This window comes from Longimicrobium sp., from assembly GCA_036389135.1.
Lineage (GTDB): Bacteria > Gemmatimonadota > Gemmatimonadetes > Longimicrobiales > Longimicrobiaceae > Longimicrobium.
On sequence record DASVQP010000035.1, the window covers coordinates 35280 to 61262 of the forward strand.

The window sequence follows — 25983 nt, forward strand, 5'->3', positions numbered from 1 at the left end:
TCTCCGGGCGGACGAGACGGGTGGGTGGCATCCCCTGCGGGGGTTCTCGGATGCGCCCGCCGGGGGCACGATCCGTACCGCGGCGCGGCGCTGGCGATCGCGCTTTCCGCCACCCCGCCGCGCGCCTACATTCCGCCCCCACTCGCGGGGCGCGCCCCGCTCCGCCATCCTCCGCCCGAGGGGTACCGCATGGGGCTCTGGACCGCCTTCACCCGCAACGTCGCGGAGACCCGCCCGGACGCGCGGGACCCCCGCCTGCGCGGCCGCGCCTACCCCGTCACCTTTGCGCAGGTGTGGAGCGCCGCGCTGGAGACGGCGCGCGCCATGCCCCGCTGGACCGTCACGGAGGAGGCCGCCGGCGCGGGGACGATTCGCGCTGAGGCACGCACGCGGCTGTGGAGCTTCACCGACGACGTGGTCATCCGCATCTCGTTGGACGACAAGGGGATGACGCGGGTCGATCTTCGCTCGTCGTCGCGCGTCGGGCGCGGCGATTTCGGGACGAACGGGCGCCGGGTCGCCCACTTCTTGCACGCGCTTGACCGCCGCCTCGCGGGCGAGGGGGCGTCCAGGTGAACCGCTGAGACCCATGCAAAGCTCCAGCTCCGCGGACCGCATTCCGGTCCTTCCCATCCGCAGCACGGTGGTCTTTCCGGGAGGTGCCACCGCGCTCCAGATCGGCTTCGGGCCCAACGTGGAGGCGCTGGCCGCCCACCCCGCCCCCGAGCTGGAGGTCGCCACCGCGACGACGCACGAGGACGGCGCCGTGGAGCCCGCCACGCTGGAGCGGATCGCGAGCGTGGTGCGCGTGCTGGACCGGCTCAACCTGCCCGGCGGCACCACGCAGGTGACGCTCCAGGGGCTGCGCCGGGTGCGGCTGGAAGATGTGCGGCTCGAGGACGGCTTCTACACCGCCGTCCCCGTGCCGGTGGAGGAGGTCCCCGCGCCCGCCGAAGTCGCGGAGCCGCTGGTGGAGAAGATCCTCAACACGCTGCTCGGCGTGGCGGCGCGGGTGGAGCGCATCTCGGACGAGGTGCCGCGCATCCTGCGCATGAACCTCAGCGACCCCGGCCGCTTCGCCGACCTGGCCGCCACCCTCTGCAACTTCAAGGTCCCCGACCGCGACGCCATCCTGCAGGAGCTGGACGTGGCCGAACGGCTGCGCGTCGTGCTGCGCACCCTCGAGGAAGAGCTGGAGCACCTGCGCCAGATCGAGGGCGCGGACGGCACGCAGTCCGGCGCCGCGCCCCTCCCCGCGCGCGGGCGCGAGCGGAGCGACCAGATCCGCAAGCGCATCCAGGCACTGCAGGCGGAGCTTGGCGACCTGGACCCCGTGGAGCGCGAAGCCAACGAGGTGCTGCGCAAGGTGGAGCGCGCCGGGCTTCCCCCGCGCATCGCCGCGCTGGCCCGTCGCGAGGCGGAGCGGCTGCGTTCCACCGCCGTCACCTCGACCGAGGCGTCCGAGATCCGCGCCTACCTCGACGCGCTCATCGCCGTCCCCTGGACGCAACGCTCGGAGCGCGACGGAATCGAATTGGAGCGCGTGGAAGCGGCCATCGACGAGGAGCACCTGGGGCTGGACGAGGCCAAGCGCCGCCTCCTGGAGGTAATCGCCGTGGCCGAGCTGCGCGGAGACCTGCGCGGCCCCATCCCCTGCCTGGTGGGCCCGCCGGGAGTGGGGAAGCGCACCCTGGCGGCGGCCATCGCGCGCGGGCTGGGGCGTCCCTTCGTCCGCCTGGAGCTGGGCGGGCGCGGCGAGGCGCAGCTCGTGGGCGCACGCCGCACGCGCCCCGGCGCGCAGCTCGGAAAGATCGTGGCCGCCCTGCGCGACGCCGGCACCCGCGACCCCGTCTTCCTGCTGGAAGAGCTGGACGAGATGGGGATCGGCAACGTGGAGGGCGACCCCATCGAGGCGCTGGAGGAGACGCTGGACCCGGAGAACCGCGACGAGTTCGTCGACCGCTTCCTTGACACGCCGTTCGACCTGTCCAACGTCTTCTTCATCGGCAGCGCGGCGGACTTCTACCGCATCCCGCGCGACCTGCGCAACCTCTTCATCGAGATCCGCATCGCCGGCTACACGCCGGAGGAGAAGATCGCGATCGCGCGCGAGTGGCTCGTCCCGCGCATCGTGAAGGAGCATGGGTTGTCGACGGACGAGGTATCGATCAGCGACGAGACGCTCCTCGTCCTCACCCGCGGCTACGCGCGCGATGCGGGGGTGGGCAACCTGCGGCGCTCCCTCGCCGCGATCATGCGCTACCTGGCGCACGAGAAGGCGCAGAACCCCGACGGCCAGCACTGGACGATCACCCGCGAGCTGATCGAGGAGGTGCTCGGTTACCCGCGCTACAGCACCACGGCGGCGGAGAACAAGTCCGAGGTCGGCGTCGTCACCGGCCTGGCGTGGACGGCTTCGGGGGGCGAGCTGATGTTCATCGAGGCGCTCAAGATGCCCGGCACCGGCCGCCTGATCATCACCGGCCTCCTGGGCGACGTGATGCGCGAGTCGGTGAACGCGGCGTTCTCGTACGTCCGCTCGCGCGCGGACGAGCTGGGGATCGAGCGCGAGTCGTTCAACGACCACGACATCCACGTGCACTTCCCCGTGGGCGCCACCCCCAAGGACGGCCCCTCGGCGGGCGCCGCGGTGACGCTGGCCATCGCCTCCTCCCTTTCCGAGCGCCCCGTCCGCCATGACATCGCCATGACGGGCGAGGTGACGCTGCGCGGCAAGATCCTGGAGATCGGCGGCGTGAAGGAGAAGACGCTGGCCGCCTACCGCGCCGGCCTGCGCCAGGTGATCCTCCCCACCGGCAACCGCCGCGACCTTCGCGACGTCCCCGCGGACGTGCGCGAGGGGATGACCTTCCACTTCGTCGACCGGATGGACGAGGTCTTCGACATCGCCCTCACCGGCGACCCCGCCAACCGCGCCGCCACCCTCCCCGTGCGCACCGAAGCCACCGACGACCACGGCTCCAGCGAGCGCCAGGCCGCCGCGGAGGCATAGGCTCACACGGAGACACGGCGGCACAGAGGAAAACGAAAGTCTTGCCTCTGTGTCACCGTGTGTTATCTTCCCTTAGATGCGCCTAGGGAACGATGTGCTATCTTCCCTTAGATGCGCATAGGGACCGATCACGCGGAGACACTCGGATGTTCGCCAAGGACTCGGGGCTGCTGCAGGGGACGGTGGAGCTGCTCGTGCTCAAGACGCTCTCGTGGGGGCCGATGCACGGCTACGGGATCGCGAGCTGGATCGAGAGCGCTACGAACGACGTGCTCCGCATGGAGGAAGGGTCGCTCTACCCCGCGCTCTACCGCATGGCCCGGAAGGGGTGGATCAGGGGGGAATGGGGCCTGTCCGAGAACAACCGGCGGGCGAAGTTCTACCACCTGACGCCCGAGGGGGAGAAGCAGTTCCGCGAACAGAGCTCGGGGTGGCAGCGGCTCGCCGACGCGGTGAACGCGGCGATCGGCGCCACGCGGGCTCCCAGCTGGGCGAGGTGAGCCATGCGCATCCCCTTCTCCCGCCGCCGGGTTCCCCACCCGTTCAAGGCTGAGCCGCAGGCCGAGGTCAACGACGAGCTCGCGTTCCACCTGGAAGAAAGGATCCGCGAGTACACCGCGCGCGGGATGACGCCCGAGGACGCGCGCGCCGCCGCCCTCGAGCGCTTCGGCGACCTGAACGGCGTGCGGAGCGAGTGCGCGGCGCTGCTTGAAGCCGACCGCCGCGCCGAGGACCGCCGCGACTGGCTGGCCGATCTGCGGCAGGACGTGTGCTTCGCGCTGCACTCGGCGGGCCGCGCTCCGCTCTTCACCTTGCTGGTCATCGCCACCCTGGCGCTCGGCATCGGCGCCAACGCGGCGGTGTTCGGGGTGGTGAAGTCCGTGCTGCTGGATGCGCTCCCCTACCGCGACGCGGACCGGCTGGTGCGCATCTACTCCCGCTTCGAGAAATCGGGGATGGACCGCTCGTCCGTGAGCCCCGGCGCGGCCGCGGACCTCGCGAGGCGGATGCGCACGCTGCAGGGAGTGGCTCCGTTCGTGTTCGGCACCTTCAAGAGGACCTACGTTTCCCCCGACGGGCCGCGGGTGCTCACCGGGTCGTCGGTGGAGGGGAGCTTCTTCCGCACCCTGGGGGTGCGCGCCGCGCTGGGCCGCACGCTCACCCCCGAGGACGGCCCCCGCTACGTGGTGATGCTGAGCGATGAGGCGTGGCGGCGTGAGTTCGCGGGCGACCACGGCGTCATCGGCCGAACGATGAACCTCGGCGGCACGGCGTTCGAAGTGATCGGCGTGCTCCCGCCCCGCTTCGTGGGCCCGGACGGGGGAGCCGACCTCTGGTTCGCGACGGACCTGGCGGAGGTGCTGCAGGACCCGATGGCGTCCCGCGGCCAGCACTCGATGGGAGTCGTGGGGCGCCTCGCACCCGGCGCCACCCTGGAAGGCACCCGGCGCGAGCTGGACCGGATCTCCACCGAGCTTGCGCGCGAGCACCCGCAGACCGACCGCGGGCGCACCTTCGTCGTGCTCCCGCTGCGCGACGCACTGGTGGGCGAGACGCGCACCCCGCTCCTGGTGCTGATGGCGAGCGCCGGGCTGGTGCTCCTCATCACCTGCGCAAACCTCGCCGGCGCCCTCCTCTCGCGCACCATGGGCCGGCGAAAGGAATTCGCCGTGCGTGTGGCGATGGGCGCGCGGCGTGGCCGTCTGGTGCGCCAGCTCCTCACCGAGAGCACGCTGCTGGCGCTGGCGGGCGGCGTGGTGGGGCTGGCGCTGGCGTCTCTGGGGCTGGCCGCGCTTCGCAAGCTGGCGCTCCCCGCGCTGCCGCCGTACGCGGAGCTGTCGCTGGACGGGGGCGCGGTGGCGGTCACGCTGCTGGCCGCGCTCTGCACCGGCGCCGTGTTCGGCCTGGCGCCCGCGCTGGCCGCCGGCCGCTGGGACCCGCAGCGGACGCTGCGCGAGGAGGGGCGCGGTGCGAGCGAGGGCCGGCGCTCGCGGCACCTGCGCGGCGTGCTGGTCGCGGGGCAGATCGCCATCTCGCTGAGCCTGCTGGCCGGCGCGGGGCTGCTGGTGCGCAGCCTGTGGGCGATGACCTCCGCCCCGCTCGGCTTCGACCCGCGCGGGGTGCTCACCGCCCGCGTGGAGCTCCCCTCGGCCAAGTACCCCACGCCGGAGGCGCGCGCCGACGCGTTCCGCCGGCTGCGGGAAGCGGTCGCGGAGCTCCCCGGCGTGCGCGGAGTCGCCAGCGTCACGCAGATCCCGTCCTCCGCCATGAGCAGCAACGCGCTCAGCATCGAGGGGAAGGCGGTGGGCAATGACTCCCCCGTCTTCATCCGGTACATGGCCGTGTCCGACGAGTATTTCCGCGTGATGAGGATCCGCACACTGCGCGGGCGTACCTTTGGGACGGGGGACACGCCCTCCGCGCCGCCCGCCATCGTGGTGAGCCAGACGATGGCGCGCCGCTACTGGCCGGAGGGAGGCGCGCTGGGTTCGCGCATCCGCATCAGCCCGCACACTGCCGAGCGGTGGGGCGTGGTGGTGGGGATCGTGGACGACGTGCGGGTGGACCCCGCGCTCCCCGCCCCCGAGCCGATGGCCTACGCGAGCGGACGGCAGGACTTCGCGTGGTCCGGGCGCGACTTCGTGGTGCGCACGGACGGGGAGCCGCTCGCGCTGGTGCGCCCCTTCCAGCGCGCGCTGGCGGCCCTCGACCCCGACGTCCCACTGCGCGACCCCGCTCCGCTGTCCACCATCGTCGCCGAGCGCCTGTCCGGCCGCCGCCTGCCGATGCTCCTGATGACGGGGTTCGGCGCGCTGGCGCTGCTCCTGGCCTCCGTGGGCGTGTACGCCATGTTCGCCGCCATGGCCACCGCGCGCGAGCGGGAGTTCGGCGTGCGCATAGCCCTCGGCTCCACCCCGGGCGCCATCGCCACCCTGGTCCTGCGGCAGGGCGGCGCATGGATGGCGGCGGGGCTGCTCGCCGGTGCCTTCGGCGTCGTCGCCGTCGGCCGCATGGTGAGCAACCTTCTCTACGGCGTCGTCCCCCTGGACCCGATCGCGATCGGGTTGGCGACCCTCGTCCTCCTCGCCTGCGCCACCATCGCCCTCCTCGTCCCCGTCCGCCGCGCCACGCGCGTGGACCCCATCAGCATCCTGCGTTGAAAAACGGGAGGCACAGAGATGACTTCATCTCTGTGCCTCCGTGTCTCCGTGTGAGTCGTGCTGTTCGTCTTCATACCACGACGGATGCACCTCCCGCTTCGGCTTGCGGCCGACGAAGCGCAGGAGGACGGCCACCGCGAGCACCACGATGGCGGCGATGACCGGCTCGCGGCGGTCGAGGTACATCCCGAGAAGCAGGAAGATGGCGCCCGCGAAGAAGAGCCGCAGCTTCCACGGGAAGACCGCCTCGGGCGTGAGCGCCATGTCAGCCCCGCTCCAGGAAGCGCGCCACGCCCGCCTTCATGTCCTCCGTCATCCGCGCCACCACGTTGACGTCCGCACCCGCGCGCACGGCGGCCTCGAAGCCCAGCGCGTCCGAGTTGTACAGGAGCCGCTTGGCGAGCTGCACCGCGGAGGGGCTGCGCTCCGCCAGGTCGCGCAGCACCGCGTCGGTCTCCGCCTCGAAGGCATCCTCGGCGAAGACCTGGTTGATCAGCCCCATCCGCTCCGCCTCGGCGGCGGACACGGGAAGGCCGCGCACCAGCAGGTCGAAGGCGCGCTTCTCGGATACGTTGCGCCGCGTGATCGCCATCACCATGGCGGGGACGAAGCCGATGCGCGTCTCCGGGTAGCCGAACTGCGCGTCGGCGGAGGCGAGCACGAGGTCGCAGGCGGTCGCCAGGCCGCACCCGCCGGCCAGCGCCCGGCCGCGCACGCACGCCACCACCGGCTTGCGCATGCGGCGCGGGAGGAGGAAGAGCTCGGCCAGCTCGTCCACGTCGGCGAGGTTCTCCATCACCGTGGCATCGGCGATGCGGCGCAGCGCGGCGAGGTCGGCGCCGGAGCAGAAGTCCTTCCCCGCGCCGGAGATGGCGACCACGCGCACGCCCTCGTCCGCGTCCGCGTCGCGGAGGGCGGCCTTGAGGTCGGCCACCAGCTCGGCGCTGAGGGCGTTGCGCTTCTCCGGCCGGTTGAGCGTGAGCCGCGCGACGGCGCCCTCGCGCCCCACCAGGACCGTACCCGGCATCAGCGCGGGCCTGCGGCCTGCGCCACCTCGTCCGGCACCTCGATCTCCATCCGCAGGAGCGCGGTGGAGAGCACCTTCCCCTGCGCGTCGGTCTTGAGCGACACGGTGCCGCCGCCTCCCAGCGCGTTGTGCAGGAGGAAGTTGAGCGCCTCTAGGTTGGGGAGCTCGAAGCGCTCGACCCCGCCGTGCACGATCCCGGCGAAGTGCTCCTTGACGCGTTCGGTGGTCACCTCGCGCACCAGGTGCGGGTAGAACTCGGGGCGCAGGGCGATCAGCCCGACGTTGGCGGTGTCGCCCTTGTCGCCCGAGCGGGCGTGGGCGAGGTGGACGAGCTGGATACGGGGCATGCGTTCGGTTCTCGGGTCAGGGAAAAACAGCAACTGCAGCCTCACACAGAGACACAGAGGGGAACCGCAAGAGGAAAGAAAGTAGTTCTCTGCGCCTTGTAGTTCCCTCTGTGCCCTCTGTGTGATGCTTTTCACGAATGGTAGTTCGGCGCTTCCCTGGTGATCGTCACGTCGTGCGGGTGCGATTCTCGGAGGCCGCCGCCGGTGATGCGCATGAACTGGGGCTCGGTGCGTAACGCGTCAAGGGTGCCGCAGCCGAGGTAGCCCATGCCGGAGCGCAGGCCGCCGATCAGCTGGTAGATGGTGTCCGCGACGGCGCCCTTGTACTCCACGCGCCCCTCGATGCCTTCGGGGACGAACTTGCGCGCGTCGCCGTGCTCCTGGAAGTAGCGGTCGGCCGAGCCCTCCTGCATCGCGCCCAGGCTCCCCATCCCGCGCAGCGTCTTGAAGCGGCGGCCCTCGAGGAGGAACGACTCGCCCGGGCTCTCGTCGGTGCCGGCCAGCATGGAGCCCATCATCACCGCGTGGGCGCCCGCGGCCAGCGCCTTCACCATGTCGCCCGAGTACTTGATCCCGCCATCCGCGATCACGGGCACCTGGCCGGCGGCGCCCTCCACCGCGTCCAGAACGGCGGTGAGCTGCGGCACGCCCACGCCCGTCACCACGCGCGTGGTGCAGATGGAGCCGGGGCCCACCCCCACCTTCACCGCGTCCACGCCGCGCTCCACCAGCGCCGCCGCCCCCTCGCGCGTGGCGACGTTTCCGGCGATGATCTGCACGTCGGGGAAGTGCTCGCGCACCCGCGACACGGCGTCCAGCACGCCGACCGAGTGGCCGTGGGCGGTGTCCACCACCAGCACGTCGACGCCGGCGTCGATCAGGGCGCGGGCGCGCTCCAGGTCTTTCTGCGGATGCGCGCCGATGGCCGCGCCCACGCGCAGGCGGCCGCGCTCGTCCTTGCAGGCGTTGGGAAACTGCGCGCGCTTGCGCACGTCCTTCACGGTGATCAGCCCGCTCAGAATCCCGGCCGCGTCAACGACCGGCAGCTTCTCGATGCGATGGCGGTGGAGGATGCGCACCGCCTCCTCCAGCGAGGTGCCCACGGGGGCGGTGACGAGGCCCTCGCGCGTCATCGCCTCGCCCACCGTGCGGTCCATGTCCGTCTCGAACTGGAGGTCGCGGTTGGTGAGGATGCCCACCAGCAGCCCGCTTTCCTCCACCACCGGGACACCGCTCACGGAGAAGCGCTCCATAAGCTGCACCGCCTCGCGCAGTGGCGCCCCCGGGTGCACCGTGACGGGCGAGGCGATCATCCCGCTCTCGGAGCGCTTCACCCGGTCGACCTCCTCGGCCTGGCGGGCTACGGTCATGTTCTTGTGGATGATCCCCATCCCGCCCTGCCGCGCCATCGCGATCGCCATGCGGCTTTCGGTGACGGTGTCCATCGCCGCCGAAACGAGCGGGATGGTGAGCGAGATGGTGCGGGTCAGCATCGTCCCCACGTCCGTCGTGCTCGGGTGCACCTCCGAGCGGCGGGGGACGAGTAGGACGTCGTCGAAGGTCAGCCCCTCGCCCGCGAAGCGGGTGGCGGACGCGGCGGGTCGGTTCATCGGGCCTCCACAATGCAGCGAGCCCGCCGGTCCCGGCTCCGCGGTGCGGAGGGGACGGCGGGCAGTCGGTTCGGTTGCGCGCGGTTCAGGTGTTCCATAGTGAAAGATACGGAGAGGGCCGCCGGGCTGTCAACGCCCCGCGGCCCCCTCTCGTCTGCCCCGAACGCGGCCTAGTGGCTCCCCAGGAGGATCCCCTTGAGCGGCGCGGGAAGGAGGTTGCTGCTGCGCTCCACCACGTCGAGCGCGGCCTCCAGCGTACCCTGGTCGCCCTCCCAGTGCTCCAGCATGAGCTCGATGCCGGCATTGTTCACCAGCCGCGCCAGCGCGACGCCCACCACCACCACATCGTCCAGCTCGCCCAGGAAGGGGATGACGTCCGGGATGGCGTCCGCGGGGACGGCGGCGTAGGCGAGAGCAGCCACCACCAGCCCCTTGTCCAGCATGGAGACGCGGGGGTCGCGCGCCAGCCGCACCACCAGCCGCCCGAAGTTGGGAAGGTCGCGCAGCAGCGACATCATCATCTCGCCGCGATCCGGGCCTCCCCCGCCCTTCGCACCGCGGCGCGGGCGCGCGGCGACGGTGCGCGGGCCCACCAGGTCGTCGTCGTCGTCCAGCACGCTGCGGCGCCGCGGCGCCTCGCCCGCGGATCCCGTGTCGTCGTCGTCGCTGCTGAAGCGGCGGCGCGAGCTGTCGTTGCGGTCGGCCATGTCTCTCGTGGTTGATGGAGTTCGCCGGGGCGAGCCCTCACCCCGCCTTCGTTCCGTCCTCGTCGCGGCTCGTGCGCGGCGGGATCTGCGGCTGCGCGGCCCCGTTCTGCCCGGCGTCGCGCGGCGTCTCCGGCCCAAGCACGACCTGTTCCACCTCGCGGATCACCGTGCGGCTGGCATCCGAGATCCCGGACACCACCTTCCCCGCGGTGCCCATGATCCCCAGCGCGCCCTTGATGGTGCCGTACGCCAGTCCCTGCAGCCGCATCCGGTCCTCCAGGCGCTCGGTGAAGCGCTGGACGGAGTTGGGCTCGCGCTGCGGGGCGCGGTTGTACTTGGACGCCAGGAACTCGATGTAGTCGAGCACCTGGTAGACCTGCTCGTCGGGTAGCGCCTCGATCTGGCGGACCAGACGCTGTCGAAGGCCCTCGTGCATCATGATGCCCCTTTCCGGTTGAGCCGCCCGCTTGCGGGGCGCGATTTCCGTGCCGGGGAGGCCCGGCCCTCCGGCGGGGGTACGTCCGCGCGGGGGGCGCGGTTTCGCGCAATGTGGCGGCCCGCGCCCGCCCGGGCAAACGCCACGTTTGCCCGCGCCGTTCCGGTCGTCTACCTTGCCGCGCCCCCTCCTCCCCGCCGCCTCGCGAACATGCGCCGCCTCCTCCTCGTCTGCTTCGCCCTCTGTGCCGCCGCCCCGGCACCGACCGCCGCCCAGCGCCGCGCGGAGCCGTTCATCGCGGGCGCCGTCCTGGTCGGCGCGGCGCTCCTGGACGGCCCGGTGGACCGCGCCATCCCGGCCGGCGGCGGCACGCGGCTGGACTGGGCCACGCGCGGCCTCAACTACGGCGGGCGCCCCGCCTACGCTCTGATCGCCCTCGGCGGCGCCTACGCTGGCGGCCGCCTGGCCGACGAGCCGGAGCTCTCCTCCTCCGCCGCGCACATCGTCGGCGCGCTCCTCGCTGCGGGCGCGGTGAACGGGACGCTGAAGTTCGTCGTCGGCCGCGAGCGCCCCTCGGCCACGGACGATCCGCTCCACTTCCGCCCCTTCAACGCGAGCAACCGCTGGCAGTCGTTCCCCTCCGGCCACGCGGTCGTCGCCTTCTCCCTCGCGGCCTCCATCTCGGAAGAGGCGGACCGCCCCTGGGTGACCGCCCTCACCTTCAGCGGCGCGACCTTGGTTGGTTGGTCGCGCATCTACGACGACAAGCACTGGACGAGCGACGTCGTCGGCGGCGCGCTGGCGAGCGTGGTCGTGAGCCGCGCCACCCTCCGTGCCCTGCACCGCCGGCATCCGCATGCGGACGGCGCGACGGTGGTGCTGATGGGGGATGGGGTGGCGGTGCGGGTGCCGGTGCGGTGAGTGCGGGAGTCGGGCGCGAAGGGCGCGGGTCGGTTTGGAGGAAAGGGAGGGCAGACACGCAGGTCTGCCCCTACGGGATCAATGCTAAAACGCGGGGGTCGAGGAAGGCAGAGGGTGGGCGCGATGAATCGCGCCCCTACAGGTTCTGGGCAAAGCGGATGGTCGTTCTCCCCCTCCCCCGCCCTGCGCCCCCGCAGGCGGGGGAGGGGGTCGGGGGGAGGGGGCCCCCCGCCCTCAGATCCGCTCCAGCAGCCCCACCGGGAAGTTCGCGAACACCGCCTCGGCGTCCAGCACGGCGCTGCCGCCCAGGTCGCGCGTGCGCAGCTCGACGCCGGTGAAGCGGTCCACGTAGGTGCCCGCCAGATCGGGCGGGAGGACGATTCGCGTGCCCTTCCACAGCTTCGCCGTCGGGAGGGCGAAGTCCTGGTCGCGGGTCAGCGTGGCGATCAGGCGCGGGACGACGGTGACGACGGCGGCGCCCTCCTCGCGGCGGGCGAATGCGACGGCGTGGTCCGCGCGCTCACCCTCGGCAATGAGCGGGAGGTATTCGCCCATGGCGAAGAGGTCGGGGTAGCCCTGGCGCACGCGCAACGCCGTCTGCGTCACGTAGAGCTTGATGCGGCCGTCCTCCCAGCCGTCCACCAGCGAGCGGGCCACGTCGCGCCGCTCGCGCTCCTCCAGCGATGAGTCGAGCGAGGCGAGCAGCTCCCGGCGCAGGGCGAAGTCGACCGGGCGGCGATTGTCGGGGTCCACCAGCGACAGGTCCCAGATCTCCTGGCCCTGATACACGTCGGGAACACCGGGCGACGTCAGCTTCACCAGCGTCTGGGCGAGCGAGTTGACCATCCCCAGCCGCGCGATGGGGGGGTGGAAGCGGACGAAGTCATCCAGGAACGGGTTGTCGTCGCGGCGCAGGATGGTGGCGACGAACTCCTTGAGGCCCTCGTCGTAGGCTGGATTGGGGTTGATCCAGCTGGTGTTCAGCTTGGCCTCGCGCGTGGCCTTCTCCATGTACGCCTGCACCCGGCCCACCAGGTCCTGGTGCACCTGGTCGTTCACCTCGCCAAAGGGCCAGGCGCCCACCAGCGTCTGGTAGAGGAGGTATTCGTCGTTCTCGTCCGGCACCAGGTGGTCGGCGCCGTCGGAGAGCTTGTGGCCGCGGTTGATCTCGGCCCAGCGGAAGACGTGCTCCTCCCAGATGTCCGGGATCTCGGAGAGGATGTTGATGCGGGCCCGCACGTCCTCGCTGCGCTTGGTGTCGTGCGTGGACGACGAGCTCATGCTGGCCGGCCAGCGCTCGGCGCGCTCCAGGTTGAAGGCGTGGAACTCGTCCGGAGTGATGCCGAAGCGGTCCGGCTCGCCGCCCACCTCGTTCAGCGAGATCAGGCGGTTGTACAGGTAGAAGGTGGTGTCCTCCACCCCCTTGGCCATCACGGGGCCGGTGAGCTGCTGGAACTTCATCACGAAGCGCGCGTGGTCCTCGCGCGCCTCGGGGCTCAGCGAGTCCGGCCAGCGCAGGAGGAGCACGTCGTGCAGGAACTCGAAGAGCGACGCGCTCACGTCCGGGTTGCGGCGCCTGGCGGCGCGGATCGCCTGGTCCACGTACCGGCGGTCGTCGTCGGAGACGGCGCCGGCGTAGGCGTCCACGTAGGTGCGGTACACGGGGAAGCACGCCACCGTCTCGCGCAGGGCATCGCGCAGGGCGCCCCAGGTGAAATCGCGGTAGCAGCGGTTCTCCGTGGAGAGGCGGTCCAGCATGCTCGCCAGCACCGTCAGCTCGCTGATGAGCGACGAGCGCAGGATCAGCTTCTTCTTGTCGTACACCAGGTCGTGGAACTTCCACCGGTTACGGGCGAAGCGGTGGTACAGGTCGTCCATCCGCTGCGCCTGCGCCGGGTCCACGAAGATGCCGTTGACCCGGTTCATGTACTCGTACCCCACCGTCCCCGCCACCGGCCAGTCGTCCGGCAGCGTCTCGTCGCCCGTGAGGATCTTTTCGACCAGGACGTAGAACTTCTCCTTCGCCTCGATCCCCGCCGTCTCGCGCTGCAGCTCGCGCAGGTACTCGCGCGGGTGGAAGAGGCCGTCCGGGTGGTCGATGCGCAGCCCCGTTACGCGCCCCTCGCGCACCAGGCGCAGGATCAGGCGGTGCGTGTCGTGGAAGACCTGCGGCACCTCGGTGCGCAGCCCCGCCAGGTCGTTGACGTCGAAGAAGCGACGGTAGTTGATCTCCTCCGCCGCCACGCGCCAGAAGGCCAGCCGGTACGCCTGGTCGGAGAGAAGGGTGTCCAGCCGGTCGAACGAGCGCGGGTCGCCGGGAGTGCCGTTGAAGGTCTTCACCGCGCCGTCCAGCGCCGCGCGCACCTCCGCGCTCGCCGTGTACAGCGCGTGCAGGCGGCGGCGCGTGACGATGCGCTCGCGGTTGCGCTCCTCGATGCTGGCTTCGTCGGTGCTGCCGCGCGGCGGCAGGTTCTCCAGCGCGGTGACGATGCTGGCCAGCTCCATCCGCTCCTCGCTGTCCGCCTTGAGGCGAACGTGGTCCAGCGCCTCGCGCAGCACGGCGGCGGTGGAGCCGGGGGCGACCGGGAACCAGTTCTCGTAGTACTCCGCCCGGAACTGCCCCGCGTCGTACACCAGCTTCAGCTCGCCCGCCTCCAGCACGCACCCGTACTGGTCGCCCAGCACGGGGAGGAGCACCTTGCCCTGCAGGTCCGGCGAGCGGGCGTTCCAGTCGATGTCGAAGAAGCGCGCGTAGGGCGACGAAGGGCCGTTCTCCAGCACGTTCATCCACCACGGATTGCTGGCCCCGGCGATCCCCATGTGGTTGGGGACGATGTCCAGCAGGTGGCCCAGTCCGTGCTCACGCAGCAGCGCCGAAAGCCGGGCGTGGTCCGCCTCGGTGCCGATCTCGGGGTTCAGCGCCTCGTGGTTGGTGATGTCGTAGCCGTGCATGCTCCCCGGCCGCGCCTGCAGGTAGGGCGAGGCGTACAGGTCGCTGACGCCCAGCTCCGCCAGGTACGGCACGATCTCCGCCGCGTCGCGAAAGGTGAAGCCGTGGTTGAACTGGATGCGGTAGGTGGCGCGCGGGATGCGTCCCGCGTTCGCCGCCCCGTCCGGGGCGGCCCGGTCTTCGGGTCGTTGCACGATATGTATGGTCACACGGGTGAATAACGCCGAAACCGCCCACGGGGGCGGGGCGGCGGCCACTCGCAAGAAGCGGGCACGCCCCCGCCACACGCCGTCCTGACCCACGCAGATGCCCGACTCGTTCACCCCCGCGGGGCCGCCCCGCCGCAGCACCCCGTTCCAGCGGGTCCCCGGGTTCCTGGAGCACGCAGAGACCGCCTGGCCCGGCAAGCCCTACCCGCTCGGCGCGCGCTGGGACGGCCAGGGAACCAACTTCGCCGTGTACAGCGAGCTGGCGTACGAGGTGGAGCTCTGCCTCTTCGACCACCCGGACGATCCGGAGCCCGCGCGCACGGTGCGGCTGCGCGAGCGCACGGCTTTCGTGTGGCACGGCTACGTGCCGGGGGTGATGCCGGGCACCTTTTACGGCTTCCGTGTCAACGGGCCGTACGACGTGGCGCGCGGCCAGCGCTGCAACCCGTTCAAGCTCCTGATCGACCCCTACGCCCGCGCGCTGGCCGGCGCGATCCGGTGGGACGGGCACCCCTTCGCCTACCCGTTCGAGCAGCCGGGGGAGGACTGGGTGCTCGACGACCAGCCCGACCACCGCGCCATACCCAAGGGCGTGGTGGTGGACGACTCGTTCGACTGGCGGGGAGACGAGCCGCCGCGCATCCCCTGGCACGAGACGGTCATCTACGAGGCGCACGTCAAGGGGCTCACCCAGATGCACCCGGAGGTGCCGCCGGAGCTGCGCGGCAAGTACCCGGGGGTGGCGCACCCGGCCATCATCCGGCACCTCAAGTCGCTGGGCGTCACGGCCATCGAGCTCCTCCCCATCCACGAGTTCGCGGACGACCTCTTCCTCAAGCAGAAGGGGCTCACGAACTACTGGGGCTACAACTCCATCAACTACTTCGCGCCGGACGGGCGGTACGCGCACGCCCGCGACTACGGCGAGCAGGTGAAGGAGTTCAAGGAGATGGTGCGCCAGCTTCACGCGGAGGGGTTCGAGGTGATCCTGGACGTGGTCTACAACCACACGGCGGAGGGGCACCACCTGGGGCCGACGCTGTCGTTCAAGGGGATCGACAACCCCACGTACTACCGGCTGGTGCCGCACAACCCCCGCTTCTACATGGACTACACGGGGACGGGGAACTCGCTCAACCTCCGCCACCCGCAGACGCTGCAGATGGTGATGGACTCGCTGCGCTACTGGATCCAGGAGATGCACGTCGACGGCTTCCGCTTCGACCTCGCGTCCACCCTGGCGCGCGAGCTCCACGCGGTCGACCGGCTGTCGTCCTTCTTCGACGTGATCCACCAGGACCCCGTCATCAGCCAGGTGAAGCTGATCGCGGAGCCGTGGGACGTGGGCGAGGGCGGCTACCAGGTGGGGAACTTCCCGGTGCTGTGGGCGGAGTGGAACGGCAAGTACCGCGACACCGTGCGCGCGTACTGGCGCGGCGAGCCGGGCACCCTGGGCGAGCTGGGCTACCGCATCACCGGCAGCAGCGACCTGTACGAGAGCGACGGGCGCCGCCCCCACGCCTCCATCAACTTCGTCACGGCGCACGACGGCTTCACGCTGCACGACCTGGTGTCGTACAACCACAAGCACAACGAGGAGAACGGCGAGGGGAACCGCGACGGCGCGGACGACAACCGGTCGTTCAACTTCGGCGTCGAGGGGCCCACCGACCGGCCGGACATCCTGCGCGCCCGCGAGCGGCAGAAGCGCAACTTCATGGCTACCATGCTCCTGTCACAGGGGGTGCCCATGATTTGCGGAGGCGACGAGATGGGTCGCACGCAGCGCGGCAACAACAACGCGTATTGCCAGGACAACGAGATCTCCTGGATCGATTGGGATCTCACCGCGGCCGACCGCACCATGCTGGAGTTCACCCGCCGGGTGGCGAAGCTGCGGCGGGAGCACCCCACCTTCCGGCGCCGCAAGTTCTTCCGGGGGCGCGGCATCCGCGGGTCGGACGTCAAGGACGTCACCTGGGTGCGCCCCGACGGCCGCGAGATGACCGACGAGGAATGGAACGCCGGCTTCGTGCGCTGCTTCGGGATGGTGCTGGGCGGCGAGATGGAGGAGTGGGATGAGCAGGGCAAGCGCGTGTCCGACGACACCTTTCTGCTCCTCTTCAACGCGGACGGCGGGGGGATCGACTTCACCCTCCCCGACGTGGGGCCGGCGAGGGGGTGGACGGTGGTGCTGGACACGAACGAGCCGGAGCTGGAGGAGGGGAGCCGGAACTACCGGGACTGCGACACCCTCACGCTGGAGGGGCGCTCGATGGTGGTGCTGTGCGAGTCGAACGAGGAGCGAACCGGAGACAAAGTGAGCGCAGTGGACGTATACACGCTCCCCATCGGGGCGAGCGTCGAAGAGAACGGAACGCGGTTCCGCGTGTGGGCGCCGGGCCACGGGACGATGGACGTGGTGCTCTACGGCCCCGACGCCGAGCGCATCGTGCCGATGGAGGCGGAGGGCGAGGGCTACTGGAGCGCGTTCGTGGAGGGAGTGGGCGCGGGCGCCCGCTACAAGCTGCGCCTGGACGGCGGCGACACCTTTCCCGACCCCGCCAGCCGCGCCCAGCCGGAGGGGGTGCACGGCCCGTCCGAGGTGGTGGACCCGAACGCCTTTCGCTGGACGGACGCGGAGTGGAAGGGGATGCCGCTGGAGGAGATGGTCATCTACGAGCTGCATGTGGGGACGATCACCGAGGAGGGGACCTTCGACGCGCTGGTCCGCCGTCTGGACGACCTGGTGGAGCTCGGCGTGACGGCGATCGAGCCGATGCCGGTGGCCACCTTCCCCGGCGCGCGCAACTGGGGGTACGACGGGGTGGGGCTCTTTGCCCCGGCGGCGCCGTACGGCGGGCCGGAAGGGCTGCGTCGGCTGGTGGACGCGGCGCACGCGCGCGGCCTGGCCGTGGTGATGGACGTGGTCTACAACCACTTCGGGCCGGAGGGGAACTACCTTCCCGCATTCACCAGCGGCAAAGTCTTCAATGAAGCGCACCAGACCCCCTGGGGCGCCGCCGTCAACTACGACGGCGAGGGGAGCGCCGCGATGCGCGAGTTCGTCATCCAGAACGCCGAGCACTGGGCCGTCGAGTACCACGTGGACGGGCTGCGCCTGGACGCCACGCACGCCATCATGGACGACTCCCCGCGCCACGTCCTCACCGAGCTGGCGGAGCGGGCGCGCGCCTCCGTCCCCGGCCGCCACTTCGTGCTGATCGCCGAGGATGACCGCAACGAGCGCCAGGTCGTGACCCCCACGGCCGAGGGCGGGCTGGGGCTGGACGGCGTCTGGGCGGACGACTTCCACCACCAGGTGCGCGTCCGCACGGCCGGCGACCGCGAGAGCTACTTCGCGGACTTCACCGGCAGCGCCGCGGACCTGGCGGACACGCTGCAAAAGGGGTGGTACTTCGAGGGGCAGCTCGCCGAGCATCGGGGCGAGGAGCGCGGCACGCCGGCCGCGGATCTTCCGCCGCGCGCGTTCGTTCACTGCATCCAGAACCACGACCAGGTGGGGAACCGACCGCTGGGCGACCGGCTGCACGACGTGGTGGGGCTCCCCGCCTACCGCGCCGCCAGCGCGCTCCTCCTCCTCTCCCCCTACACGCCGATGCTGTGGATGGGGCAGGAGTGGGCCGCGTCGTCGCCCTTCCAGTACTTCACGGACCACCCGGAGGAGCTGGGCAAGCTGGTGACGGAGGGGCGGCGCAACGAGTTCAAGTCGTTCTCCGCCTTCAGCGACCCGGCGAACCGCGAGCGCATCCCGGACCCGCAGTCGCCCGCGACGTTTGAGCGCTCGCGCCTGCGCTGGGACGAGCGCGAGCGCCCGCCGCACGCCGGCATTCTGGCGCTCTACCGCACGCTCCTGCGCCTGCGCCGCGAGCACCCCGCCCTCCGCCGCCGCGGCCGAGAGGACTTCACGGTCGCCGCCCTCGGCGAAGACGGCGTGGCCCTGCGCCGCCGCGGCGCCGCGGGCGAGCCCGACCTGATGGTGATCGCCTCCTTTGGCGGCTTCCTCACCGCCGACCTCGCCGCGCTCTACGAGACGCGCCCGGAAGCGGGCTGGCGGCTGCTGCTCTCGACCGAGGAAGCGCGCTTCGGCGGTGAGGCGGAGGGCGAGCTGGCAACGCTCTCCCGCGAGGGGCGGCTGGAGATGCGCGGAGCGGGGGCGGTGGTGCTGGAGGGGTAGGGCCCCCACCCCCAGCGCCGCTCCGCGGCGCATCCCCCTCTCTCAAAACTGCCTGGGGGAGGGGGTGTTTCGGCGGGTGGCTGAAGCCGGCTCGATAAACCCGGTGTTCGGTCCTGGAAGCGGGCGGCGGCACCTGGCGACGCACGGGCAGCCACGTGGGGCAGCCCCTACCGGATCGGTGCGGAGGGGCAAGAGTCGTTGCGAGGGCGGGGGTGGGCAGACACGCAGATCTGCCCCTACCAGTCGCGGGGCGCTCCGCGAGCGGCGTCGGGCGGGCACGGGTGAGGCGGCGCTGGGACCTGGATGATCGGACGGATCTCACCCCCGAGTCCGCGAAGGCGGACTTTGTGCTGTTGTTGCCGCGAGTTCACTCGCCACATACCCTCGCACGGATACACGCCAACCGCCCCTCCCCCAGGTAGTTATTGGGGGAGGGGCAGCGAGGAACGAGCGGGGAGGGGGCCTGCCCCTACTCCCCGCCCTCCGCCCGGGCGCGGCGGGCGCGCTCGTCGGCGAGCTCCGGCTCCAGCACGCGCGTGATGTACTCGCGCGAGCCCCGGGAGTGCTCGCGCTCGAACTCCGCCGCCTCCTCGGCACGCACGCGCGCGGCTTCCGCCTCGTCGGCAAGCTTCAGCGCCGCGTCACGGGCACTCTGCGCGGAGTTGGCGGCGGCGAGGGAGGTCTCCAGCGCGCGGCGCGCGGTCATGTCGCGCGTAACCTTGCAGTAGCCGAACAGCTCCCCGCCGGGATCCCGGAGCGCGGTCAGCGTGACGTTGGCCCAGAAGGTGGAGCCGTCGCGCCGCACCCGCTGCCCCTCGCCCACGTACTCGCCGCTCTCGGCGGACTCGCGGATGTGCTCCTCGGCCGTGCCGTCTTCCGCGCCGCCCTCGGGGTAAAGGAAACGGAGGTGCGCGCCCTCCGCCTCCTCGCGGGTCCACCACTTCATCAGGTGGGCGCCCTCGCCCCAGTAGACGATGACGCCGTCTGGGTTCAGGAGGAAGATCGCGTAGTCGCGCACGTTCTCGGCGAGCGCGGCGAGGGCGGGGTTCCCCGCGCGCACCTTCTCGCGGATCGCCTCGCGCCTCGCCCCTTCCGCGCCGCCCAGCCGCCGCTGCCGCCCGCGCTCGAACGCCGCCGCGCGCTCCGCTTCCTCGCTGGCGTGCGGCCACCGCGGCCCACCACTCCCTTCGCTCTCGGTTTCTTGGCTCATGTGGACGGATTCGTCGGCAAGATATCGGCCACTCGAATCACGCGCTCGCATTTCGCCACGCCGTGTTACTGCTTAGCTCACACAGAGAACACGGAGGAAAACCAGAAGCAGCAGAGAAAACACTCCTGCCGTTCTTTCCGTGCCCCTCTGCGTCTCTGTGTGAAACCGCCGTTCACGCCCCGAAGTTGCGCCGCAGGAAGGTCGGCTTGGTCATGTCCGGCGCGGCGTCGGCCGGCGGCGCGGTGTGCTTGCGGCCGAGCGGCCCCAGCCCCCCCAGCCCCTGGTGGGTAACGACGGGCGGCTCCTTGGCCAGCTTCTCGAAGCCCGTCGCGATCACGGTCACGCGCACCTCGTCGCCCATGCGCGGGTCGTGCACGGTGCCGAAGATGATCTCCGCCTGGTCGCCGGCGGCCTCCTGGATGGTGGAGGAGACGGTGCTCACGTCGTCCAGCGACAGGTCCGGCCCGCCGGTGATGTTGATGAGCACGCCGGCCGCGCCCCGTACGGAGATGTTGTCCAGCAGCGGCGACGAGATCGCCTCCTGCGCCGCGTCGACCGCGCGGTTCTCGCCGCGCCCGAAGCCGGTGCCCATCAGCGCCGTGCCGCGGTTGCTCATCACCGTGCGCACGTCGGCGAAGTCCACGTTCACCTCGCCCGTCACGCGGATCAGGTCCGAGATCCCCTGCGTGGCGTGCAGCAGCACCTCGTCCGCCTTCTTGAGCGCGTCCGCGAACGAAGTCCCCTTCCCCACGATGGAGAGGAGCCGCTCGTTGGGGACCACGACCAGCGTGTCTGCGGCGCGCGCCAGGGCTTCGAGCCCCTCCTCGGCGTGCTTCATCCGCCGCTTCCCCTCGAACAGGAAGGGCTTGGTGACGACGGCCACCGTGAGCGCCCCCATCTCGCGCGCGATCTCGGCGATGCCGGGGCCGGCGCCGGTGCCGGTGCCGCCACCCATCCCCGCGGTCACGAACACCAGGTCCGCGCCCTCGAGCGCCTTGCGCACGTCGTCGGCGTTCTCCTCCAGCGCGCCACGGCCCACCTCGGGGCGCGCGCCGGCGCCCAGCCCGCGCGTCAGCTTCCGCCCGATCTGGATGCGCACGTCGGATCGGCACCTGGCCAGCGCCTGGGCGTCGGTGTTCACCGTGATGAACTCCACCCCTTCCAGCTGCTCCTGGATCATGCGGTTGACGGCGTTCCCGCCGCCGCCGCCCACGCCCACCACCAGCATGCGGGCGCCGGGCTCCTGGTCGATGTACTCGAACTTCATCGGGCTTCCTCCGCGCGCAGGCGGTCGAGTGCGGTGAGGTCGCCCTCCCACAGGGCGCGCAGGCGTTCGTCGTCGGCGATGTAGGCGCGCAATCCGTTCACGATGGCATCAAGGTCGGTTCCCGCGAAATCGGCGCGCAGCTCTTCCACGCGGAAGCGGTCGGAGCCTGGAAACCAGAGCACGTCGCCGTTCTCGAAGCGCACTCCGTAGCGGGCGCCGTCAGTCACGTAGTCGCGGGCGTCGTCCCACGGCGGAAGGTCGCGCGGCTCGCCGCCCGGCACGGACGCACGGGCGAGGTAGAAGTGCGAGGGAAGCTGCACGGTCCGGATCATGGCGCCCGGTGCGGAGGGGGTGCTGGAGCGGGGATGGTGCGGGAGAGTAGCACGCGATTGCGTACTACACGTGGCGCGAAAGGCATGAGCGTGAGTCACAATGTGCTACTTAGACGTGGTGCACAAGCCTGACAAACCTTCAACTGCTGGCTCACACAGAGACACAGAGGAAGGACAGAAGAAGAGGAGTGCGGCTGTTTTCCTCTGTGGCTTTCTGTTCCTTCTGTGTTCTCTGTGTGAGGCTTTCGTCTTTTGTCTTCGCTGCGGCTCCGCGGCTCCGGCGTGAGACCAGCAGTTGTCACGCGCTGCGCGGAAAGCGGATCGTCGACGGGTCGATCTTGCGCCGCTCCGACGCGCGGCGGGCACCCACGCGGTCGCGTACGCGCTGCGCGATCTCCTCGCGCTTCATCGGCGACACCAGGTCGGTGGCGGCGGCGGCGGACTCGGCGGGGTGGCGGAAGATGGGGCCGTTCTCGCGATACCACGGGATGATGCGCTCCACCTGCGCCGTGAGGCGGCGGTCGGAGCGGGCGGTGTGCAGGTCCCAATCCGCCTGCGCGTAGAGCCAGCTCTCCGCGCGCGTGCCAAAGAAGCGCGCCAGCCGCAGCGCCATCTCCGCCGTCACCCGCTTCTCCCGCTTGTTCAGCAGGTCGTTCAGGTGCGGGCGAGAGACGCCCATCCCCAGCGCGACGCGCCCCTGCGTGAGCGCCGGGTCGCGGTCGATGAACTCTTCTTTCAGAAGCTGGCCGGGGCGGCGGGGCTCCACGGCCGAAGTGGCGATGCTAGTCATGGGAGGTGTGCGTCGGGTTGTGGGTCCAGACAGGGCTTTACGCCAGGGGCAAGACCCGGACCGCGGCGCGGAGTGGCCCCCACAGGCGCCCCGAAATCCCGCTCCCGCACAGCCTTGCAACGCCCCTGTAAGCTGTCTGCTTACACCTAACTCGTTGTCAGTGAGGTGTTTACATCATCTGCTACGGCACGCGACGTGCCTTTGGGGCCCTCCCCCGGCGGTCCAACCCGCCCGCCGTAAAACATTGCACGCATGGCACGAGATGCCGACCACGATCTGGAAGGGCGCCATCAGCTTCGGTCTGGTGACCATACCGGTGACGCTGCACAGCGCGGTGCGCGAGCACAGCGGGATCAGCTTCAACCAGCTCCACGCCAAGGACAAGTCGCGGATCCGCTACAAGAAGGTCTGCGAGCGCGAGGGGAAGGAGGTGCCGGCCGACGAGATCGTCAAAGGATACGAGTACGAGAAGGGAAAGTACATCGTCATCTCCGACGAGGAGCTGGAGCAGGCCGAGCGCGCCACCTCGCGCTCGTTCGAGATCGCGGCGTTCGTGAAGGAGGACGACGTCGATCCACGCTACTTCGACAAGCCCTACTACCTGGCTCCCATGCCGGGCGGCGAGAAGGCGTACGTCCTCCTGCGCCAGACGATGGAGCGCACGGGGTCGATCGGCGTAGGCAGCTTCGTGCTGCGCAAGAAGACGCACCTGGCCGGCCTCAAGGCGGTGGGCGACGCGCTGGTGCTGGAGCTGATGCGCTACGAGCGCGAGCTGGTGGACGTGCGCGAGCTGCGCATCCCCGAGGTCAAGGACCTGCGCCCGCAGGAGCTGAAGATGGCGGAGCAGCTCGTGGAGAACCTGAGCGAGCCCTTCGATCCCGGCAAGTTCCGCGACGTCTACAGCGAGAGCCTGATGGAGGTGATCCAGGCCAAGCTCAAGGGCCAGAAGCCCTCGCTGGCCGAGGCGGACGAGCCCGACACCTCGGGCGTCATCGACCTGATGGCGCGCCTGCAGGAGAGCATCAAGGAGTCGTCCAAGCCCGCGGCGGCCAAGAAGAAGGCGGCGGCGGCTCCCAAGAAGCGGAAGTCGGCGTAGCCCATGGCGAAGCCCCGCCGCACCTCCGCGCCCGCGGGCGACCTGGCCGAGTACCAGGCCAAGCGCGACTTCGGCAAGACTCCGGAGCCGCGCGGCGCGCGTGCGCGGAAGAAGAAGGCGGCCGGGCTGGGCTTCGTGGTCCAGAAGCACGCGGCCAGCCACCTGCACTTCGACCTGCGGCTGGAGCTGGGCGGGGTGATGAAGAGCTGGGCCGTGCCCAAGGGCCCCTCCGGCGACCCGGCGGACCGCCGCCTGGCCGTGGAGGTGGAGGACCACCCCATGGAGTACAACAGCTTCGAGGGGACGATCCCGGCCGGCGAGTATGGCGGCGGCACCGTGATGCTGTGGGACCGCGGCACCTACACCGCGGACGACGTGCTCCCCAACGAAGACCCCGAGGAGTTCCTCGCCGCACAGCACAAAAAGGGGAAGCTCGACATCACCTTCCACGGCGAGCGGCTGCGCGGCTCCTACGCCCTGGTGCGCACGCGCCGCGGCGAGAACGGGTCGAAGCCGCAGTGGCTCCTCATCAAGCACCGCGACGACCACTCCGGCGACGGGCTGGACCCCGCCGCGGAGTACGACACTTCGGTGGAGACGGGCCGGACCATGGAGGAGATCGCCTCCGGCCGTGGAGGCCGCCGTGTGTGGCGCTCCAATCGTGCCACCAGTGCGACACCTCCTCCACAACCAGGCTCCGCCGCCGCGCCGCGGCCCGTCGTGCTCCCCATGCTCGCCTCCTCCGCCGGGGGCACGGTGCCGGGCGGCGAGGGGTGGACCTTCGAGCCGAAGTACGACGGAATCCGCGTGCTCGCCTTCGTGGGGAACGGGACGGCGGCGCTGGTCACGCGCAACGGCAACGACAAGGCGCGCCAGTTTCCCGAAGTCGTGGAGGCGCTCCTCGCCTTCCGCCAGGAGCTGGGGCGCGACGTGGTGCTGGACGGCGAGCTGATCGGCGTGCGCAACGGCGAGGTGGTGCGCTTCGAGTCGCTGCAGGGGCGCATGCACCTGACCAACGACCGCGACATCGCCAACAGCTCCGCCCGGGAGCCGGCGGCGCTGGTCGCCTTCGACCTGCTGCTGGACGGCACGCGCCCCCTGCTGCGCGAGCCGTGGAGCGAGCGGCGCGTGGCGCTGGAGGAGCTGCTCGAGGGCCGCGCCACCGACGTGCTGCGGCTGGGCGAGAGCTCGGCGGACGTGGACGAGATGATGTCGCGCGCCCGCGCCGGCGGGTGGGAGGGTCTGGTCGCCAAGCGGACCTCCAGCGGCTACGCGGCCGGGAAGCGGTCGCGCGACTGGGTCAAGCTGAAGCTGGAGAACCGCCAGGAGCTGGTCGTCGGCGGATGGACGGAGCCCCGCAACTCGCGGCAGCACGTGGGGGCGCTCCTCCTGGGCTACTACGACTCGGAGGGGCGCTTCGTCTACGCGGGGCACACCGGCACGGGGTTCGATCAAAAGGGTTTGGCCGACGCCGCGCGGCGGATGAAGCCGCTGGAGCGCAAGACGTCGCCCTTTGTGGAGAAGCCCGCCACCAATGAGAAGGCGCACTGGGTGACGCCGAAGCTGGTGGTGGAGATCCGCTTCAACGAGTGGACCTCCGCGGGAAAGCTGCGCCAGCCCGTCTTCCTCGGTTTCCGCGACGACAAGGATCCGCGCTCCGTGGTGCGCGAGCCGGACGCCCGCGTCTCCGCCGCGGACCAGGCGCCGGAGCGTAGCGCCCCGGCTCCGCGGCACCCGGCGGGCTCCGTGGCGGAACGGCTCGACGCCATCGAGCGCGAGGGCGGCGACGGCGTGGTGGCGCTGGGGAAAGGGAAGCAGCTCTCCGTCAGCAACCTGGGCAAGGTCTACTTCCCCGCGGACGGCATCACCAAGGGCGACCTGCTGCGCTACTACGCGGAGACGGCGCGCTACATCCTCCCCGCCATGAAGGACCGGCCGCTGGTGCTGCGCCGCTTCCCCAACGGCATCGAGGGGCAGGCCTTCTACCAGCAGACCCCCGACGCGGACACGCCGGAGGGGGTGCGCGTGGAGACGATCCGCGAACCGGACGGCGACCTGAAGCGGCGCCTGATCGGCGGCGACCTGGCCACGCTCCTCTACACGGTGCAGCTCGGCGCCATCTCGTACGACCCCTGGCACTCGCGGGTTGACGGTCTGGACTACGCCGACTACTCGATCCTGGACCTGGACCCGGGCGAGGGGACCGACTTCCAGACCGTCGTCGAGGTGGCGCGGCTGGTCAAGCAGGAGCTGGATCGCGCGGGGCTGCACGGGGCGCTCAAGACGTCGGGCTCCAGCGGGCTGCACATCTACCTCCCGCTCCCGCCGCGCACGCCGCTGGAGACCTCCACGCTTCTGGCGCAGTTCATCGCCACGCGCGTGGCCGGGCGCGCGCCCAGGATCGCGACCGTCGAGCGGATGGTGAAGCGGCGCCCCCGCGGCACCGTGTACGTGGACTACCTCCAGAACATCCTGGGGAAGACGGTGGCGGGGGTGTACGCCGTCCGCGCCAAGCCGGGCGGCACCGTCTCCACCCCTCTGAGCTGGGACGAGCTGACCGACGATCTGGACCTGCACGCCTTCACCCTGCGCACCCTCCCCGCGCGGCTGGCGGAGCGCGGAGACCTGTGGGGCCCGGCGATGAAGCGGCCCATCCCGCTGCGGCGCTTCCTGCGCGCCGCGCCGGCCGCCTGATACCGCGAGGAGCGG

General features: G+C 71.1%; 19 protein-coding genes. 8 read left to right on the plus strand and 11 right to left on the minus strand.

What is annotated here, in order from left to right; translation table 11 throughout:
- Positions 1–24: 24 nt before the first annotated feature.
- The 4 genes from VF584_08360 (at position 25) to VF584_08375 (ending at position 6174) form a co-directional block, all read left to right on the plus strand.
- Entirely contained in the window at positions 25–576 is a 552-nt protein-coding gene (locus VF584_08360; GenBank protein HEX8210186.1) for a DUF1499 domain-containing protein, read from the plus strand.
- Positions 577–589: 13 nt separating this feature from the next.
- Positions 590–3013, plus strand: coding sequence for an endopeptidase La (lon, locus tag VF584_08365; GenBank protein ID HEX8210187.1), 2424 nt, complete (start codon positions 590–592; stop codon positions 3011–3013).
- A gap of 146 nt (positions 3014–3159) precedes the next feature.
- Complete coding sequence (locus VF584_08370) at positions 3160–3513, plus strand: PadR family transcriptional regulator (GenBank protein ID HEX8210188.1); 354 nt, start codon at positions 3160–3162, stop codon at positions 3511–3513.
- A gap of 3 nt (positions 3514–3516) precedes the next feature.
- The gene (locus tag VF584_08375; protein ID HEX8210189.1) at positions 3517–6174 is read left to right on the plus strand and encodes an ABC transporter permease; all 2658 of its coding nucleotides are present in this window, start codon (positions 3517–3519) and stop codon (positions 6172–6174) included.
- Between the two features lie 24 nt (positions 6175–6198).
- Here the strand turns inward: VF584_08375 and VF584_08380 are convergent, their stop codons facing one another.
- The 6 genes from VF584_08380 to VF584_08405 all read right to left on the minus strand — a co-directional run bounded on the left by VF584_08380 (position 6199) and on the right by VF584_08405 (position 10304).
- Entirely contained in the window at positions 6199–6438 is a 240-nt protein-coding gene (locus VF584_08380; GenBank protein ID HEX8210190.1) for a hypothetical protein, read from the minus strand.
- A gap of 1 nt (position 6439) precedes the next feature.
- Positions 6440–7201: an enoyl-CoA hydratase-related protein gene (locus VF584_08385; protein HEX8210191.1), complete on the minus strand. Its 762-nt coding sequence runs from the start codon at positions 7199–7201 to the stop codon at positions 6440–6442.
- Positions 7201–7548 carry a hypothetical protein gene (locus VF584_08390; protein HEX8210192.1) on the minus strand — a complete coding sequence of 116 codons (348 nt, stop codon included), beginning with the start codon at positions 7546–7548 and terminating at the stop codon, positions 7201–7203. Before VF584_08390 ends, VF584_08385 begins: the two co-directional genes overlap by 1 nt.
- Positions 7549–7679: 131 nt before the next feature.
- On the minus strand, positions 7680–9158 hold the full coding sequence (gene guaB / locus VF584_08395; GenBank protein ID HEX8210193.1) for an IMP dehydrogenase: 1479 nt from the start codon (positions 9156–9158) through the stop codon (positions 7680–7682).
- A 170-nt stretch (positions 9159–9328) separates the two neighbouring features.
- The gene (locus tag VF584_08400) at positions 9329–9865 is read right to left on the minus strand and encodes a DUF1232 domain-containing protein (protein HEX8210194.1); all 537 of its coding nucleotides are present in this window, start codon (positions 9863–9865) and stop codon (positions 9329–9331) included.
- A 37-nt stretch (positions 9866–9902) separates the two neighbouring features.
- Entirely contained in the window at positions 9903–10304 is a 402-nt protein-coding gene (locus VF584_08405; protein HEX8210195.1) for a DUF2281 domain-containing protein, read from the minus strand.
- A gap of 207 nt (positions 10305–10511) precedes the next feature.
- On the opposite strand from VF584_08405, the gene VF584_08410 reads away from it, so the two are divergent.
- Positions 10512–11222: a phosphatase PAP2 family protein gene (locus VF584_08410; protein HEX8210196.1), complete on the plus strand. Its 711-nt coding sequence runs from the start codon at positions 10512–10514 to the stop codon at positions 11220–11222.
- Between the two features lie 234 nt (positions 11223–11456).
- On the opposite strand, the gene treY is transcribed toward VF584_08410, so the two are convergent.
- Complete coding sequence (gene treY / locus VF584_08415; GenBank protein HEX8210197.1) at positions 11457–14366, minus strand: malto-oligosyltrehalose synthase; 2910 nt, start codon at positions 14364–14366, stop codon at positions 11457–11459.
- A 112-nt stretch (positions 14367–14478) separates the two neighbouring features.
- Between treY and glgX the strand changes: the two genes are divergently transcribed.
- Positions 14479–18579, plus strand: a complete 4101-nt coding sequence (gene glgX / locus VF584_08420; GenBank protein ID HEX8210198.1) for a glycogen debranching protein GlgX — start codon at positions 14479–14481, stop codon at positions 18577–18579.
- A gap of 469 nt (positions 18580–19048) precedes the next feature.
- Here glgX and VF584_08425 read toward each other — a convergent pair whose 3' ends face one another.
- From VF584_08425 to VF584_08440, 4 genes are all read right to left on the minus strand, one after another.
- Positions 19049–19789 (minus strand): PAS domain-containing protein, encoded by a 741-nt coding sequence (locus tag VF584_08425; protein ID HEX8210199.1) that lies wholly within the window; start codon positions 19787–19789, stop codon positions 19049–19051.
- 172 nt (positions 19790–19961) lie between these two features.
- Positions 19962–21056, minus strand: coding sequence for a cell division protein FtsZ (gene ftsZ, locus VF584_08430; protein HEX8210200.1), 1095 nt, complete (start codon positions 21054–21056; stop codon positions 19962–19964).
- Entirely contained in the window at positions 21053–21388 is a 336-nt protein-coding gene (locus VF584_08435) for a hypothetical protein (protein ID HEX8210201.1), read from the minus strand. Before VF584_08435 ends, ftsZ begins: the two co-directional genes overlap by 4 nt.
- A 298-nt stretch (positions 21389–21686) precedes the next feature.
- On the minus strand, positions 21687–22178 hold the full coding sequence (locus VF584_08440; protein ID HEX8210202.1) for a HigA family addiction module antitoxin: 492 nt from the start codon (positions 22176–22178) through the stop codon (positions 21687–21689).
- 262 nt (positions 22179–22440) lie between these two features.
- Between VF584_08440 and VF584_08445 the strand changes: the two genes are divergently transcribed.
- Complete coding sequence (locus tag VF584_08445) at positions 22441–23274, plus strand: Ku protein (GenBank protein HEX8210203.1); 834 nt, start codon at positions 22441–22443, stop codon at positions 23272–23274.
- 3 nt (positions 23275–23277) lie between these two features.
- On the plus strand, positions 23278–25968 hold the full coding sequence (ligD, locus tag VF584_08450; protein ID HEX8210204.1) for a DNA ligase D: 2691 nt from the start codon (positions 23278–23280) through the stop codon (positions 25966–25968).
- The last annotated feature ends 15 nt before the right edge of the window (positions 25969–25983 follow it).

What these genes read in the sequence shown, in the direction of transcription:
- VF584_08400 (HEX8210194.1), bottom strand. Translation starts at nt 9,865, where the DNA reads ATGGCCGACCGCAACGACAGCTCGCGCCGCCGCTTCAGCAGCGACGAC.
- VF584_08390 (HEX8210192.1), bottom strand. Translation starts at nt 7,548, where the DNA reads ATGCCCCGTATCCAGCTCGTCCACCTCGCCCACGCCCGCTCGGGCGAC.
- VF584_08425 (HEX8210199.1), bottom strand. Translation starts at nt 19,789, where the DNA reads ATGAGCCAAGAAACCGAGAGCGAAGGGAGTGGTGGGCCGCGGTGGCCG.
- VF584_08370 (HEX8210188.1), top strand. Translation starts at nt 3,160, where the DNA reads ATGTTCGCCAAGGACTCGGGGCTGCTGCAGGGGACGGTGGAGCTGCTC.
- ftsZ (HEX8210200.1), bottom strand. Translation starts at nt 21,056, where the DNA reads ATGAAGTTCGAGTACATCGACCAGGAGCCCGGCGCCCGCATGCTGGTG.
- VF584_08385 (HEX8210191.1), bottom strand. Translation starts at nt 7,201, where the DNA reads ATGCCGGGTACGGTCCTGGTGGGGCGCGAGGGCGCCGTCGCGCGGCTC.
- lon (HEX8210187.1), top strand. Translation starts at nt 590, where the DNA reads ATGCAAAGCTCCAGCTCCGCGGACCGCATTCCGGTCCTTCCCATCCGC.
- VF584_08435 (HEX8210201.1), bottom strand. Translation starts at nt 21,388, where the DNA reads ATGATCCGGACCGTGCAGCTTCCCTCGCACTTCTACCTCGCCCGTGCG.
- guaB (HEX8210193.1), bottom strand. Translation starts at nt 9,158, where the DNA reads ATGAACCGACCCGCCGCGTCCGCCACCCGCTTCGCGGGCGAGGGGCTG.
- ligD (HEX8210204.1), top strand. Translation starts at nt 23,278, where the DNA reads ATGGCGAAGCCCCGCCGCACCTCCGCGCCCGCGGGCGACCTGGCCGAG.
- glgX (HEX8210198.1), top strand. Translation starts at nt 14,479, where the DNA reads ATGCCCGACTCGTTCACCCCCGCGGGGCCGCCCCGCCGCAGCACCCCG.
- VF584_08380 (HEX8210190.1), bottom strand. Translation starts at nt 6,438, where the DNA reads ATGGCGCTCACGCCCGAGGCGGTCTTCCCGTGGAAGCTGCGGCTCTTC.
- VF584_08440 (HEX8210202.1), bottom strand. Translation starts at nt 22,178, where the DNA reads ATGACTAGCATCGCCACTTCGGCCGTGGAGCCCCGCCGCCCCGGCCAG.
- VF584_08445 (HEX8210203.1), top strand. Translation starts at nt 22,441, where the DNA reads ATGCCGACCACGATCTGGAAGGGCGCCATCAGCTTCGGTCTGGTGACC.
- VF584_08405 (HEX8210195.1), bottom strand. Translation starts at nt 10,304, where the DNA reads ATGATGCACGAGGGCCTTCGACAGCGTCTGGTCCGCCAGATCGAGGCG.
- VF584_08410 (HEX8210196.1), top strand. Translation starts at nt 10,512, where the DNA reads ATGCGCCGCCTCCTCCTCGTCTGCTTCGCCCTCTGTGCCGCCGCCCCG.
- VF584_08375 (HEX8210189.1), top strand. Translation starts at nt 3,517, where the DNA reads ATGCGCATCCCCTTCTCCCGCCGCCGGGTTCCCCACCCGTTCAAGGCT.